Consider the following 15,442-nt stretch of genomic DNA (forward strand, 5'->3'; position numbering starts at 1 on the left):
GTGCTACGCCGATTTTGTGCTGTCTTCGTGCTGTTCGCGGCCACGTTGTTGGTGCCCGCCCCGGCCCAGGCGGCCACCGTCTGCGAGGACCTGTACGTCCCGGTCACGGTGGCGCTCCTGCCGCAGACCGTGCACGGCAGGCTGTGCACCCCGGCCGGCGCGTCGACCGTCGTGGTCCTCATTCCCGGCGGCACGTACAACGCGTCCTATTGGGACATCGGCTACACGCCGGAGACCCGGTCGTTCCGCCTGGCGGTGAACGCGGCGGGGATCGCGACGCTCGCCCTCGACCGGCTAGGCACCGGGCAGAGCTCGAAGCCGTTGAGCGCGCTGCTGAGCGCGTCGGTCCAGGCGACCGCGGCGCACCAGGTGGTCCAGGCGGTGCGCCCGCGGTTCGCGAAGGTGGTCATCGGCGGCCACTCGATCGGTTCGGCGATGGCGATGATCGAGGCGGGCCGCTACCGCGACGTCGACGGCGTGCTCGTCACCGGGATGACGCACCGGATGAACCTGGTGTCGGTGATCCCCACACTGGCCCAGATGATCCCGGCCCCGCTGGACCCGGCCGTGCCCGGCCGCGACGCGGGCTACCTGACGACCGACCCGGGCACCCGCTACGCGGCCTTCCACACCCCGGGCCCCTACGACACCGGCGCGATCGCCTACGACGAGTCCACAAAGGACGTCTTCGCGGCGACCGAGGCGGTGGACAGCCTGACGCTGACGACGGTGGTCACCCCGGCGTCCCAGCAGATCACGGCGCCGGTCCTGCTGGTGGTGGGCGACGACCCGAACTTCTGCGGGCTCTTGGGCAGCGACTGTTCGTCCCCGCAGGCGTTGCGGGCCTCCGAAGCGCCGTTCTTCGGCACTTCGCAGCTGCAGACGTACATCCTGAACGGCTACGGCCACGCGATCAACTACGCCCCGAACGCGCCGGTGTACTTCGGCGTGGTGGGAAACTGGCTGAAAACGCTGCCGTAACGGTTGCCCGGACGAGCGCGACCCTCATGCGCCGACGAGGGGAGCGTTCGACATGATCGACTACGCCCACCAGCACCATGTCCTGGACGAACACGTCCGCGGCGAGCACCGCGAGGAGTCGGTGAAGGCCCTCCGCCGCTACTTCGGCCAGCGCCGTTACCCGGGCCGCTGGTTCGAGCGTTTCGCCGGCGGCGGAGACGGCCCATCGGTGGTCAACACGGTGACCGAAGCGGACGTCCTGGCACTGAACTTCCTCAGCATCACAAGCCTGGCGGAGGTCGCGATCGACACGACGATGACCTACGCCCACCAGATCAGGGAGCTGCTGGAACAGATCCCGCCGAACATCCCGATGCACTCGGCCCCGTGGTCGACGTACGAGCCGGGAGCACCGGCCCACCGGCTGTGGGAGCTGTTCAGGCAATGCGGCGGCAACCACCGCCCAGTGACGGCGTCCAAGCTCCTGGCCCGCAAGCGCCCCCGCCTGACCCCGGTGTACGACAGCCGGGTCAAGGCGGTGTTGAAGGCGCCGGCGAGCCCGTGGAACTGCCTGTGGAGCTGGTTCCACACGGATTCGTCGAGAGCATCGGCGCTGGCGGATCTGCGCAAGGAGGCGGGCGGGATCGAGGACATCAGCTTGCTGCGCTGCCTCGACGTCGTGCTGTGGATGCGGGCCGGGAAAGGGCCGTGACACGCGTTCCCGCGTGCCACGGCCCCGAAGCTCACCAGGTGACCGGCAGTTCGTGAACACCGTAGATGTTCATGTCGGTCCGGAGCTTCACCTCTCCGGCGGGGATGGCGAGCCGGAGAGTCGGGAAACGGCGCAGCAGCCCCTCGAACCCCGCGCGCATCTCGATGCGCGCCAGCTGCTGCCCCAAGCACTGGTGCACGCCGTGGCCGAAGGACAACAGACCACGCGCGTTGCGCCGGATGTCCAAGACGTCCGGATCCGGGAAGCGCTGCGGGTCGCGGTTGGCAGCGAGCAGCGAAACGACCACAGTGGACCCCTTCGGAATCGTCTCGCCGCCCAGCGAAAGGTCCTCCGTCGCGTAGCGGAAGAAGATGTCGGCGACGGACAGGTACCGCAGCAGCTCCTCGACCGCACCCGGCATCAACGAAGGATCGGCAGCGAGCGAAGCGAGTTCCGAAGGGTGCTCCAGCAGCGCGAAAGTACCCAGGGACAGCATGTTCGCCGTCGTCTCGTGCCCCGCGATCAGCATCAGGAACGCGGCCCCGGTCAGCTCCTCGATCGTGAGGTCCTCGTGGCCGGCCAGGTCGGAAAGGATGTCTTCACCCGGCGAAGAACGCTTGCGCGTGACCAGCTCGGACAGGTACGTGTTCAGCGCGATGTACGCGCCCATCTTCTCTTCGAGCGTCTGGTCCCGGACCATGAACTGCGCCGAGTTGGCCTGGAAGCTGTCCCGGTCCTCGTACGGGACGCCGAGCAGTTCGCAGATCACCAGCGACGGCACCGGCAGCGCGAACTCCTTGACCAGGTCGACCGGCGGCGCGAGCCGCGCCAGGTGGTCCAGCTGCTGCTCGACGATCTCCGCGATGTGTTCTTCGAGCTGCTTCATCCGCTTCACCGTGAAGGCGCCGGTGAGCCGCTTGCGCAGCCGGCCGTGGTCCGGCGGGTCCATCGCGATGAACATGCCCGGCAGCTGCGGGGACGGTTCGGTCGCCACCGGCATCCCCGGCGTCTCGTACGGCACGTGGACGACGTCGAGGTCCAGCCGCGAGCTGAACCGCGTGTCGGCCATCATCTCGCGCACCGCCTCGTAGCCGGTGACGAGCCAGCCCTCGTGCCCGTCGGGGAACGTCATCGGGCTGACCGGGCGAGCGTCGCGCAGCCGGGTGATCTCGCGAGGCGGGTCGAACGGACCCGCGTCGCGCTCCATCGGGAGTCCCTGCGGGATGTCCATCGGAGGTCCTTTCGTGGTGGGTGTGCCGACCACGATCGCCGGGAGACCTGACATGGCGCTGACACGGCCCGGACACCCCGGGGACCGTGGCATGATCGGCCGCGTGCAGATCGGGATACTGGGGTCATTCGAAGTTCGCGCGGACGACGGCGTCGTGGCCGACGTGCCGGGCGCCCGGCTGCGCGGACTGCTGATCGCTCTCGCGCTCGAGCCGGGTCGCGTGGTGCCGAAGGCGACGCTCGTCGACTGGATCTGGGGCGAGAACCCGCCCGCCGACGCGGCGAACGCGTTGCAGCGCTTGGTTTCCCGGCTGCGGAAGGTGCTGCCGGACGGCGCCGTCGAGGGCCGGCCCGCCGGCTACCGGCTGGCCGTGGACCCCGACGCCGTTGACGCCGTGCGGTTCGAACGCCTCGTCACCCAGGCCCGCGACGAAGACGATCCGGGCCGGCTGCGCGAAGCCCTCGCGTTGTGGCGCGGCGCGGCCATGCAGGACGTCGGCCTGCAGGAGAGCGCGGCGTTCGACGCGGCGGTCACCCGGCTCGAGGGCCTGCGCCTGGCGGCCCTGGAAGACCGGTTCGACGCCGAGATCGACCGCGGCCACGGTGTGAAGCTGGTCACAGAGCTGACCGACCTGGTCGCCGCGAACCCGGTCCGGGAACGGCTGGTCGGCGCGCTGATGCGGGCCCTCGTCGCGAGCGGCCGCGACTCCGAAGCGCTGCTCGTCTACGAACGCCTGCGGGAAACCCTGGCCGACGAGCTGGGCGTCGACCCGTCGCCGGAGCTGTCCGAACTGCACGTCGCGCTGCTGCGGGGCGAGCTGGGCCGTCGCGAAGAGACGCGGAAGACCAACCTGCGGGCCGAGCTGACCAGCTACGTCGGCAAGGACGCCGACGTCACCGCGGTCCGCGAGCTCGTCGCCGGGCACCGGCTCACGACGCTGGTCGGGCCGGGCGGCTCGGGGAAGACCCGGCTGGCCACCGAAACCGCGCGCACGATGCTCGGCGACCTGCCGGACGGCGCCTGGCTCGTCGAACTGGCTCCCATCGGCGCGGACGGCGACGTCGCGCAGGCGACGCTGTCGGCGCTCAAGCTGCGGGACGCGCTGCTCGGCGACGCGCCGGAAGCGGAGCCCACCGACCGGGTCATCGCGGCGATCCGCGACCGGGACCTCGTACTGGTCCTGGACAACTGCGAGCACGTGATCGAGTCGGCGGCGACGTTCGCCCACCGCGTGCTCGGCGAGTGCCGCCGGCTGCGGATCCTCGCGACGAGCCGCGAACCGCTGGGCATCACCGGTGAGTCGCTGTGGCCGGTCGCGCCGCTGGTCCTGCCGACCGACGACGCCGACCCGGCCAAGATCGAGTCCGCGCCGGCCGTCCGGCTACTGCGTGACCGGGCTAGCGCGGTGCGCACGGACCTCGCTTCCGACGCCGCCACGCTGTCGACGCTCGCCCGTGTCTGCCGGGCGCTGGACGGGATGCCGCTGGCCATCGAACTCGCCGCCGCCCGGCTGCGCACCATGTCGCTCGAGCAGCTCGCCAACCGCCTCGACGACCGGTTCCGCCTGCTGACCGGCGGCAGCCGCACCGCGCTGCCGCGGCACCGGACGCTGCGCGCGGTGATCGACTGGAGCTGGGAACTGCTCTCCGACGACGAACGCGGCGTCCTGTGCCGGCTCTCGGTGTTCGCCGGAGGCGCGAGCCTGGAAGCGGCCGAGCGGGTCTGCGCGAGCGACGCGGCCGAGGAGCTGCTGACCGCGCTGGCCGAGAAGTCGCTGGTGGTCACCGAAGGCGATCAGGCACCGCGCTACCGGATGCTCGGCACGATCAAGGAGTACGCCGAGCAGCGGCTCGGCGAAGCCGGGGACACGGATTCGGCGCGTCAGGCGCACCTCGCGTACTTCACCGAGCTCGCCGAAACCGCGGAGCCGCACCTTCGCCGCGCCGACCAGCTGACGTGGCTCGCCACCCTCGACGCCGAACACGACAACATCGCCGCCGCGATGCGCGGGGCCCTCGCGGCCGGCGAAGCGCCCGAGGCGATGCGGCTCGCGGCGGCGGCCGGCTGGTACTGGTGGCTCGCCGGGCACAAGACCGAGGGCAACGAGCTGCTCATGGCGGCCACCGCCGTCCCCGGCGAGGTGCCCGACGAAGTCCGCGCCACGGTCTACGCGTTCGTCACGGGCTTCCTGACGTCCGGCCGGGAAAGCGACCAGTTCCAGGCGGCGGAGTGGATCCACCAGGTCCACGAACTCAGTGGCCGCGTGCAGCACCCGCACCCGGCGGTGTCGTTGGTCGCCGCGCTGGAACGGATGCTGCGGACGCCGGAGGAGTTCCTGCCCGCGTGGGAACCGCTGCTCGCCGACGAGGACCCGTGGGTCCGCGGCCTCGCCCGGCTGCAGCTCGGCAAGATGCGGATCCAGCTCGGCGGCGACGAGCAGGAGGCGGACGGTTTCCTCGAGACGGCGCTGACCGAGTTCCGCGCGCTCGGCGAACGCTGGGGGACGTCGTTCGCGCTGACCGAGCTGGCCGACCGGATCGCCATGCGCGGCGAGTTCGCCGGCGCGTGCGCGCACTACGAGCAGGCGATCGTCGTCGTCACCGAGGTCGGCGCGATCGAGGACGTCGTGCGGATGCGGTCGCGGCAGGCCCAGCTCTACTGGCTGTCAGGGGACGAGGAAGCCAGTGCGTCGGCGATGGCCGAGGCGCAGCGGCTCGCGGAACGGGTCGCCTGGCCGGAGGCGCTGACCGAGCTGGCCCTGGCGAAGGCGGAGCTGGCCCGCTGGAGCGGCGACGCCGTCGAGGCACGCCGTCAGCTCGACGTCGCGACGGCGACGCTGGGCACGGCCGCCGAGCGCCCCAACGTCCAGGTGACGACCGAGGACCTGCTCGGCTACCTCGCCGAGGATCTCGGCGAAGCGCGTGACCACCGGGCCGCGGCTTTCCGGGCGGCGTCGGAGACGGGGACCGCGCCGATGATCGCGCAGGTGCTCATCGGGATCGCGGACCTGGCCCTGCGCCGCGAAGAGTTCGAACAGGCGGCGCGGCTGCTCGCGGCGAGCGCCACCGTGCGCGGCGTCGCGGATCGGTCCCACCCGGACGCGGCCCGGATCGAGCAGGCCACGCGGAATCGCCTCGGTGACCCGAAGTTCACCGAGGCGACTCAGGAGGGGACGGGAGCGAGCTGGCGCGAGCTGGCCGAAGTCACGCTCGCTTCTTGAACGTCGACCGGGCCCACAGGTAGCCGACCAGGGCGATGCCGGCGCACCACGCGATCGCGGCGATCGCATAGCCGGTCGACGGCGTGCCGTTGAGCAGCCCGCGCACGGTTTCGATGATCGGCGTGAAGGGCTGGTACTCCGCGAACTGCCGCAGGCCCGGGCCCATCTTGTCGGCCGGGGCGATCGCGCTGCTGAAGAACGGCAGCATGACCAGCGGCACGGAAGCCAGGCCCGCCGTCTCCGGCGACTTGGCGAACAGTCCCAAAGCGACGGTGAGCCAGCCGGCCGCGAAGGCGAGCAGCAGCACCATGCCGGCCACGCCGAGCCAGTCGAGGAAACTCGCGTGCGGCCGGAAACCCAGCGCGAACGCCACGCCGACGAGAGCCGCGATGGCGACGACGTTCGTCAGGACGCTGGCGACGACGTGCCCGGTCAGCACCGCGCCGCGCGAGACGTCCATGACCTTGAAGCGGTTGATGATGCCCTTGGTCATGTCGGAGTTCACCGACGTCGCGGTGGCCCCGAGGCCGTAGCAGATGGCCAGCAGCATCAGGCCGGGCGTCGCGTAGTCGACGTAGTTCACGCCGACGTCGAAGGCGTCTCCCAGCATGTACACGAACATCAGCATGATCACGATCGGCATCAGGACGGCGTTGAACACCGAGGTCGGGTTCCGGGCGATGTGCTTGAAGTTGCGGCGCAACATGACGGTCTGGGCGCTCATTTCGCTGCTACCTCCGTGGTGTTGTGGCCCGTCAGGGCGAGGAAGACGTCGTCGAGATCGGGTGTGTGGACGGAAAACTCTTCGGCGCTGATGGCGTACTCGTCGAGCCGGTCGAGCAGGTTGCGCAGCGACTTCGTGCCACCGTCGCCGGGAACCCGCAGGGTCAGGGCTTCGTCATCGCGGGTGGAGCCGGCGATGACCCGCGCGGCCGCGTCGAGTTCGCCGACGCTGGTGAACCGCAGCCGGACGTGCGTGCCGGGGATCTGGCGCTTGAGCTCATCGGGCGTGCCCTGGGCGACCAGGCGCCCGCTGTCGAGCACGGCGATCTTGTCGGCGAGCTGGTCGGCCTCGTCGAGGTACTGGGTAGTGAGGAAGATGGTGACGCCGTCGGCCACGAGGTCCTTGACGATGGACCACATGGTGCGCCGGCTGCGCGGGTCCAGCCCGGTGGTCGGCTCGTCGAGGAAGATGATCCGCGGGTCACCGACGAGCGTCATGGCGAGGTCGAGCTTCCGCCGCATGCCACCCGAGTAGGTGGAGGTGGGCTTACCCGCGGACTCGGTCAGTTCGAACCGCTCCAGCAGATCGGCAACGACCCGCTTCCCGTTCTCGACGGGGCTGAGATCGACCATGAGCTGCAGGTTTTCCCGCCCGGTGAGCAGCTCATCGACGGCGGCGAACTGCCCGGTGACCCCGATGGCCTTCCGAACGGCCTTGGCTTCGGAGCCGACGTCATGCCCGTTGACACGCACGCTCCCGCCATCGGCCTGGGCCAGGGTGGTGAGGATGTTGACGGTGGTGGTCTTCCCGGCCCCATTCGGCCCGAGAAGCGAGAAAACGCTCCCGGCGGCAACATCCAGATCGATGCCATCGAGCACGACTTTGTCTTGGTAGGCCTTCCGGAGGCCCGTCGCGGTGATCGCTGAGGTGGTCATGGGGAGAACTCTGAACGCCCGCCCTGACACGGACCTGACCCCGAACTGACACGGTGACCGTCACGACCGCGGACACGAAAAAGGCCCGCACCTTTGCAGGTACAGGCCTAAAACGTGGGCCTGACGTGGCACAACCCGAACTCTTTGCTCCTGGTCGACGGGCCAGAGCTGACGATCCAGCCACCTACTCCTCGGCACCCAGAGTCAGCAGGAGGTACCGAAAGTAACCACCGCTACCGGCTCGACGACGCCCAGACCCAGCAGCTCATCGCCAGCTACCAGGCCGGCTCGACCGTCTACCAGCTCGCCGACGAGTTCGGCATCGAGCGCCGCACCGTCAGCGCCATCCTTCACCGCCACGACGTACCCATGCGGCGGCGCGGCCTCACCGACGACCAGATCGACGACGCCGAGCACCTCTATCAGCAAGGTTGGTCACTCGCCCGCATCGGCAACCACATGGACGTCACCGCAGACACCGTCCGCGCACGGCTCCTTGAACGCGGCGTCGCCATGCGCGACACCCAGGGACGCCCCCCGACCGAGAAGCGCACCGAGGCAGGTGAATTTCGATGACCCGATCCATCGTCGAGCCGTCGACCCGACCAGGTCCAGACACTGCCCCCGTCGTGCAGGCCGTCACCGTGATCATGGGCACCGTTGTCGGCCTCACCTTCCTCTTCGGCTTCGGCAACGTCCTCAACCTCGCCCTCCGCCTCGACGTCCCCACCTGAGTCGCACCACTCGTCGCACCCGCAGTCGACCTCTCCATCCTCGGCCTGCTCCTCGGCACCCGACACCTCGCCCTGCACGACGCCACACCAGAACAACTCCGGCCAGCCCGCCGACTACTCACCTTCGCCAGCCTCACCACCCTCGCCCTCAACATCGCCGACCCACTCCTCACCGGCGCCTACGGTAAAGCCGCCTTCGACGCCGTCGGCCCGCTCCTGCTTATCGGCTGGGCTCAAGTCGGACCAAGCCTGCTGCAGGCCATCAGCACCATCAGCCGCCAGCCGAAGGAGACAACCCACGCGAACGTAGGCGGCACCGATGCCGACACGGACGTCACCATCACAACCACCGACACGGCGGCGGCCACGCCGACCGCCATCACCAGACACAGCGAAGGACCTGCCGGTGATGCCGCCAGCAGTCCAGTGGCCATCGCGCCCGACGACGATCTGATTGACCGCGCCCGGCACGAAGACGCCCGACACTGGGCCACCCATCAGCGCCCCATCTCAGCCGAGGCCCTCCGCAAGAACCTGCGCATCAGCACGGCCCGCTCGCGGATGCTCGTCTCGATCGTCCGAGCGGAACGGTCCGGCGACCGAAACGCCACAATGGTGGCGGCTGGTCAATCACCGTCGGAATGACCGGATTCCGTCCCGGGTGTCATGCTGTTGTCCCGGCGGCGGCTCGTCGCCCATTCGACAATCAAGGTTGCCAACGCACTGACCGCCTGCTCGTACTGCTCGGCAGTCATCGGCACGGTTTCGATCTGGTCGACCACGTAGTCCCGCCGACGGCGCTCGACCCGAGAATCGTCACTCATGCTGCCCATCATCAGCGGCCACCACAGCATCGAGCGGCATTGGCAGATCACTCGTCTGGGCTACTCACCGCTCGAGATCAAGGCCAGATCGGTGACCACCTGACTTGGGCCAGGATTCCAGCCTGATCGGCGCCTCGTCTCGCTGACCTGCAGGTACGTCGCGGCGGGCGGCCCCCTACCGTGCCGAGCAGGCCGATCGCGGCGACCAGGCCACTGGTTCTTGCGCAGCGACCGCCGTAGGCGCACCGCGTGCCAGCCGAGATACCGGGCGCGCGCCCGAGGTTGTTGTACAACAGTGCACGCGCCGCGCCACGGTCGCTAGCGCTAGCGGCGCCGAACACGCCCAACCCCGGTGCCAAAGTCGCACCGGCACCTCAGGCTGGTCGCACCGCGCCCTTAGCGACCGGTGCTGTCGGTCAGCTCCCTACGGACCAGCTCGGCAAACCGCTCGTTACGCACCGCCTCCCCCAACGGCACCCCGGCGGCCCGTTCGGCGTCGATGGCCCGCTGGATCACCGGCAGCAACTCGCGGACGACTAGCTTTTCCGCAGCCTCCGCATTCCAGATTACCTTCAGAATTTTGTCGCACTCCTTCTGCGCAGCTCTACCATTGGGCGGCAGTTTCACCGAACCAACCAGCTTCTGCCGGATCATCGCCATCAAGTGATATTGGGCGGGCCGATAGCCGCGATTGATACGCTGGTTCCGGATCATCCACTCCAATCGGTACCAGGTTGCCGCGGCCGTGTAGTACAGGATCGCCGGCTGGCCAGTGACGAACAGTTCAGTACCGCGTGCCTTGATCAGCTCTTGATAGTGGCCTACGCGGGATGATTCGTTCAGGAACATGGCCAGGTACGCGCGGCTGAGTTGGGCGCGGCTGATGACCCGGGTCTTCTCCACGTCCTTGCGTTCGCTGTACTGTTTCGCGCGACGTTCATAGAACAACTGGTGTGGCTTATCCCAGCCGAGGGTGAAAAAGTCCTCCAGCTCCTTGTGGAAGTCCTCCCTCGCAGCCAGGTCCTCGTCGCTGACAGGGGTCTGCTGGTTGGTTGCGGCCACAATGCCCTGGATCACATCCTCGTCCACCGAGTGAACGATGTGGACGCTGACGAAAACTTGGTCGGTGAGCTGATCACGCTCGTGGAACAGCACGTGACAGGTCTGACAGCCATTCACGATCTGGAAATCGTCCAACACGAAATCGTCGCCGACACGGTCCAGTTTCCGTGTCACGATGGTGACGCCGTTGTTCATCACAGCGAACCTCTGCCGTTTGTCCGGATCCCGCAGGGTGTCCCGAATACCGCTGTTGACCCTGTTGTAGCCCTGGAAGGCTCGCACGTTGCTCTCGAACAGGTTCTCACGCAACTTTCCCGAGCCGTCGTCCAATATGATGCGGACCAGCTCCGGCGCGGCGATCAGCCCGACGAACGACTGTTCAACGCCGGGGGCCGCCGGCACGGCGAACTGTTTCGGCACCGGCAGGGTGACCCGGACGGTGCTGGTCGCCTGCTGGTACAGCGCACGCAACTCCCGCCAGTTCACGCAGCGCACGTCGGTCGTATCGAATCGGTTGAGCTTGTCCAAATGCTTCTCGGCCGACCGCGCCTTGCGGTTGATCATATCCGAGATCTGATCGCCGGTGGTCACATAACGGACGTGCAGTTGCGGCAGTTGACCGGCCAACCGGGCTGAGTTCTCGAACACGACGTCCAAGCAGCCTCGCAGGCTGGCCACGTCGGCGGACACAACGTACGGGATCCCGCCGGACCCACACAGGTGACCAAGATTCTCCGCGAGATCCGAGATCACCTTGGTCTCGAACTTGCTGCTGGTTTTGGCCTGGATGATCACCACCTGCACCTGCGGCCGCTTGCGGCTCATCGCCGCCCGCACTTCCGTTGGGTCCCGGTACAGGTCCCCGTCGATCAGGACCGCGTACGCGTCGATGCCGAGATCATTGCCTCCGCCGGTACGGTACGCGTCCGGGTTGAAGGGGTCGTTGTAGTACGAACTGAGCACGCAATAGGCGGCGAACGCCTCGAATGCCTCGGACTCCTGTAGTTCGGTCAGGTCCTGGTCCTGCTGGAAGCCCTTGACCAGGCTCTCGATCACCTTCTCCACGGCGGGTCCACTCCTTGCACAGGCGTCAGTCCTGCCGAGCGCGGGCGATGACTTCTTCGACGGTCAGCGGGCTCGGCGGGTGGTAGCTCAGGCAGATTGGGGTGCGGATCTTCTGGAACGCCAAACCCTCGGCGACGGCGTAGAACTGGCCTGCGCTCAACCGGGAGATGTCCGGCACCGAACTGGATTTCGCGGCTGCCATTTCCTTGGCTGCAGCGATCTGCGGCGGGCTGTTGAGGAAGCCGAAGAACTGCGTGGCGGCGTTGCCGGAAATCCGGTTGTGGATACCGCGTGGCGCCTGCGTGGCGAACACCAGGCCGAGCCCGTACTTGCGGGCCTGCGAGGCCAACGCAAGGGTGCTGTACGTGCTTGCGGTCAGCGAACCGGACGGAGCGATGGTCTGCGCCTCATCCATGACCAGCAGCCCGCCGAGTGGCCGGTCGCCGGCGGGATGCTGCTTGATCCAGGCGAACAGGGCCATCTGGAGTTGGTTGACGAAGCTCTGCCGTTGTTCCTCAGCGGGCAAGCCAATCAGGCTGATCACCGAGATCCGGGCGCGTTTGCCAGCCGCCGGGGTGAGCAGCACGCCCGGGTCCACCGGCTCGCCAACGCCGCCGAACAACGGATCGTTGATCATGGCCGCGCGTAGTGTCTGCGCCATGTCCGCGGCCATTTCATGTGCTTTGGCCAGTGGTGTTACGTCATCGGGCAGGTCACCGAGCAGGTCCAAGAAATGGCTGAGCCCGCCGCCGGCCTCGTACGCGAAGTACTGCAACGCCTGGTTGAGAACGGCGCGGGACCGCTCGGCCTTCGCGGTTGCGCCGTCGGCGCGGGCGCGTGGTGCGAGCGCGGCGACAGCCGTGTCGATGGCCTGGCGGAACTCGTCCGGGTCGTCGGCGACCGCGGCGAAGTCGGGCAGCGGACGGAACGTCAACGGCCGGCCCGTTTCCCGACGGGGCGTCCAGAGCACGACGTCGGTGTTGCGAAGGTAGTCGTCGGCGCGGACCGCGTCGTTGGGCCCCCAGGCATCCGGTGGCTGCGGCCACGAGTCGCCGAGCCGGGCCAGATCGTTGTTGGGGTCGAGCACGATCGCGGACACGCCACGCAGCGCACATTCCTCGACCAACCGGCGGATCAACACCGTCTTACCCGACCCGGACCCGGCAAAAATCGCCGTGTGCTTCCGCAACGATTCCAACGCGATCGTCACCGCCGCGCCGGTGTCCATCCGGTCGCCAACGTGCAGTGTCACCGGGTCCACCGTCACCCCACCTGATATGGCCGTGGCAGGGTTGGTGGTGTCCGGGTCGGCCATCGGCCAGGACACATCGGACGGTTGCGGCTCAGGGGTCGGTTCGGGTTCGGGACCCGGTGGCTCCGCGTCATCCGGCGGGTCGCCGAACACCTCGCGCAGCAAGGCGGTGTGGCTGGCCGGGCGGCGACTGAGCAACCATGCGTTGAACTGGGCCGGTGGCTGGGTCGCAGCTAGTCGCTCCAATGCCGCGAACGTGCGGAAGTCAATCTCCAATGTCTCCCTTGGCAGTCGGATCACGACTCCGCCCGCCGTCTCGAATTCCTGGACCTTCTGTCGGGTCTTGCGACCGTTCGACCAATCGCCGGTGCGCAATAGGTAGACTTTACGTTTCGGCGCCACCACGTCCAGGCCGGTGGTATTCAGGACTCGGTCAATCCGGTTGATCACCGCTCGCCCGTCACTCCACGCGATCGCCCGAAACGACCAATAAATCTTGTCCTCGGTGCTCTCGTCCAAGGTCCGTCGCAGTTCGGCGTGCAGGGCCGGATTGCCGGCGGCCATCGTTTCCGTAGGCACCTCGTACTGGAAGCGTTCTTCGCCCTGTTCGGCAACCCACCGATTCAAGGCGGGACACAAGAGGTCCGGTATGCGCTGATCCTCCTGGTACGGGTCGAGCGCCTTGTCGATCTCCGCGATCATGTTGACATCGTTCACCAGGGCCGCCAGCTGTCGGTCTATCTCGGTGAGCGCGCCATGATCGACCGGAACCATTGCAGGCCCCGGTCGCGGCGCGGCTGCGTCAGCGCGGCTCGACTCGGCGAGGCTGCTCAGTTCGGTGACCTCATTCGCGTCCAGACACACCTGGACGTGGGTGTCGACCCGGCGAATGAGGCCGCGAGCGGTGAACCGGACCGCGTCGGCGAACGCCTCCAACCTTATTGGCCAACTCGGATAGGGCGGAACGAAGCCGACCTTTTCGAATTTGAGCGCGAACCGTCTTTCTATAAGCGCCTGCCCGACCGCCGCCGCCGGGATGGTGTCCAATTGCTCGGCACGGCGGAACCGTTGCTCGACAGAGCCCGGCGCATAGTCCCGGATGCCCTGCCAGACCAAGTCCATACAGGCTACCAGAACCAGTGACCGGCGGGTGGCTTCGCGCAACTCCATGAGCCCGCTGCCGACATCCTCGAACAGCCGCCGCCTAGGCAATCCTATCGAGTCCGAAATAGCGTCGGACGCGGCTTCAGATGTGGCGCTGTCGGCTCCTCGTTCCGACTGTTTGATCAGGGTATCGATTTGATCCAGCGCGATCACACTTGGCCCGGTGAGCGCGATCAACTTGAACAGTTCACCGACCATTTCGTGCGATGTCCTAGCATTGGCGCGAAGGCCCCATTCGGCTCGTTCGCCAACTACCGCTTCGCTTTCCGACGAAAGGTAGGCGATGCCGACCTCCCTGGTCGTCACCGAATCGCTGGCCAGCAACGCCAAGGCTCGCAGGGTGTGCCCGCATTCGAATGCGAGCCGCCGATCAACCTGATCCAGCGCCCCTACCATGTCATCAAGTCCGGCCCGGGTTGGTTTGCCCAGTCCCACGAGTTGCCGATGCAAGGGTTCGGGCAAATTGAGTTTCCGGGACAGCTCCCGCCGCAGGATGACGCCCTGTTCCAAACCGTCACTGCCGAACTGGAGCAGACCGCTGAGCACGTCGAGCACGACCTTCTGCCAGAAAGATCGTTCGTGCCGTAGTTCAAGAGCGAAGAAGTAGCCGCCTGCCGCGCTGACTCGCTTCCGCACGGTGGCGACGAGATGGGTCTTGCCCGAACCGGGCCGTCCGGTGACGACCACGCCGATCGGGCTCTCCGCATCACTAGCCTTGGCGTCAGCGAAGCCAGCCATAACCGTCCGCAACGCCCGATCGTTGAGACCGTCGACGTGCGCTTCGGGCTCCGTCCACACGCTTTCCCTGGTGGGCGCCCAGTTGGTCTTGGCCAGTTCCGCCAGTGCGTCGCGTTCGATCGCCTTCATGACTGTTCAATGGACAGCAGGTGCACGTCCTCTCCGCCGGTGCGCAGCGCGGCGGCCCGGTCGGCCGGGGTGAGGGTTTTCTGATTGAACTCAGGATTGAGCCGCACTGACGGTTCCAGGGCTAGCCGCAGAAGGGCGGCGTCCAGGTCGGAACGCGCCACGTCGGCGAAGGCGCGCCGCAGCCGAGTCAGGCTGACACCGGCACCAGGGGCGGTAGCCAATTCGGTGTACGCGGCGCGGATTCGGTCCGTGATGTCAGCGACCGGGGCGGTCGACTCGTCGTCGAGGACAAAGATGTCCGCGATACGCAGGTCGGATCGTGCCATGAAAGCGGCGAACCGGCGGGTCAGCGAGTATTGCAGCCGGGTGGCTTTTGGTGCGCCCTTCGGGGTGGGGCTGCCCAGTTCGTCACCGCAGCGCCGCCAACCCTCGTCGGTCAGTTCGTGCACCCATGCCCGGTATCGACCGGTCTGCCACGCCTTGATGTAGCCCAATTCGACCAGGTGTTGCCTCTCCTCTTTTTTGATCTTGATGCCCAGTTCGTCGGTGAGGTTGGCATTCGACGCCTCGCGGATCAGGGTCATCAGCGCGAGCAGCGCGGATCGTTCCGGCAGGGTGAGGTGCGGGTCCGCCATGGGTCCGAACCTACCTGGATACCGACATGACGGGGAGAGTCGTCGCCGGAATGACGC

General features: G+C 67.6%; 11 protein-coding genes and 1 pseudogene. 5 read left to right on the plus strand and 7 right to left on the minus strand.

Annotation, left to right across the window (positions count from 1 at the left end; genetic code table 11):
* Positions 1 to 27: 27 nt before the first annotated feature.
* On the plus strand, positions 28 to 981 hold the full coding sequence (locus tag QQ657_RS15180; protein WP_284742777.1) for an alpha/beta fold hydrolase: 954 nt from the start codon (positions 28 to 30) through the stop codon (positions 979 to 981).
* A 52-nt stretch (positions 982 to 1,033) separates the two neighbouring features.
* On the plus strand, positions 1,034 to 1,672 hold the full coding sequence (locus tag QQ657_RS15185) for a DUF6308 family protein (protein ID WP_284742778.1): 639 nt from the start codon (positions 1,034 to 1,036) through the stop codon (positions 1,670 to 1,672).
* 31 nt (positions 1,673 to 1,703) lie between these two features.
* Here the strand turns inward: QQ657_RS15185 and QQ657_RS15190 are convergent, their stop codons facing one another.
* The gene (locus QQ657_RS15190) at positions 1,704 to 2,903 is read right to left on the minus strand and encodes a cytochrome P450 (RefSeq protein WP_284742779.1); all 1,200 of its coding nucleotides are present in this window, start codon (positions 2,901 to 2,903) and stop codon (positions 1,704 to 1,706) included.
* Between the two features lie 103 nt (positions 2,904 to 3,006).
* On the opposite strand from QQ657_RS15190, the gene QQ657_RS15195 reads away from it, so the two are divergent.
* On the plus strand, positions 3,007 to 6,123 hold the full coding sequence (locus QQ657_RS15195) for an ATP-binding protein (RefSeq protein WP_284743014.1): 3,117 nt from the start codon (positions 3,007 to 3,009) through the stop codon (positions 6,121 to 6,123).
* On the opposite strand, the gene QQ657_RS15200 is transcribed toward QQ657_RS15195, so the two are convergent.
* A complete protein-coding gene (locus QQ657_RS15200; RefSeq protein ID WP_284742780.1) occupies positions 6,107 to 6,847 on the minus strand; it encodes an ABC transporter permease in 741 nt (246 codons plus the stop codon). The two genes, QQ657_RS15195 and QQ657_RS15200, sit on opposite strands and share 17 nt — an antisense overlap.
* Positions 6,844 to 7,782, minus strand: a complete 939-nt coding sequence (locus tag QQ657_RS15205; protein ID WP_284742781.1) for an ATP-binding cassette domain-containing protein — start codon at positions 7,780 to 7,782, stop codon at positions 6,844 to 6,846. Before QQ657_RS15205 ends, QQ657_RS15200 begins: the two co-directional genes overlap by 4 nt.
* Before the next feature lie 114 nt (positions 7,783 to 7,896).
* On the opposite strand from QQ657_RS15205, the gene QQ657_RS15210 reads away from it, so the two are divergent.
* Together QQ657_RS15210 and QQ657_RS56955 are read left to right on the plus strand one after the other, a co-directional pair.
* Positions 7,897 to 8,358 carry a helix-turn-helix domain-containing protein gene (locus QQ657_RS15210; RefSeq protein ID WP_284742782.1) on the plus strand — a complete coding sequence of 154 codons (462 nt, stop codon included), beginning with the start codon at positions 7,897 to 7,899 and terminating at the stop codon, positions 8,356 to 8,358.
* 74 nt (positions 8,359 to 8,432) lie between these two features.
* A pseudogene (locus QQ657_RS56955) lies at positions 8,433 to 9,161 on the plus strand (hypothetical protein).
* Here QQ657_RS56955 and QQ657_RS15225 read toward each other — a convergent pair.
* The 4 genes from QQ657_RS15225 to QQ657_RS15240 form a co-directional block, all read right to left on the minus strand.
* Entirely contained in the window at positions 9,143 to 9,340 is a 198-nt protein-coding gene (locus QQ657_RS15225) for a hypothetical protein (protein ID WP_284742785.1), read from the minus strand. The pseudogene QQ657_RS56955 and the gene QQ657_RS15225 sit on opposite strands and share 19 nt — an antisense overlap.
* 396 nt (positions 9,341 to 9,736) lie before the next feature.
* Positions 9,737 to 11,467: an AIPR family protein gene (locus QQ657_RS15230; RefSeq protein WP_284742786.1), complete on the minus strand. Its 1,731-nt coding sequence runs from the start codon at positions 11,465 to 11,467 to the stop codon at positions 9,737 to 9,739.
* A gap of 25 nt (positions 11,468 to 11,492) precedes the next feature.
* On the minus strand, positions 11,493 to 14,750 hold the full coding sequence (locus QQ657_RS15235) for an ATP-binding protein (protein ID WP_284742787.1): 3,258 nt from the start codon (positions 14,748 to 14,750) through the stop codon (positions 11,493 to 11,495).
* On the minus strand, positions 14,747 to 15,385 hold the full coding sequence (locus QQ657_RS15240; protein WP_284742788.1) for a hypothetical protein: 639 nt from the start codon (positions 15,383 to 15,385) through the stop codon (positions 14,747 to 14,749). The genes QQ657_RS15235 and QQ657_RS15240 overlap by 4 nt, the downstream gene beginning before the upstream one ends.
* Between the last annotated feature and the right edge of the window lie 57 nt (positions 15,386 to 15,442).

It is taken from the genome of Amycolatopsis ponsaeliensis, assembly GCF_030182635.1.
Lineage (GTDB): Bacteria > Actinomycetota > Actinomycetes > Mycobacteriales > Pseudonocardiaceae > Amycolatopsis > Amycolatopsis ponsaeliensis.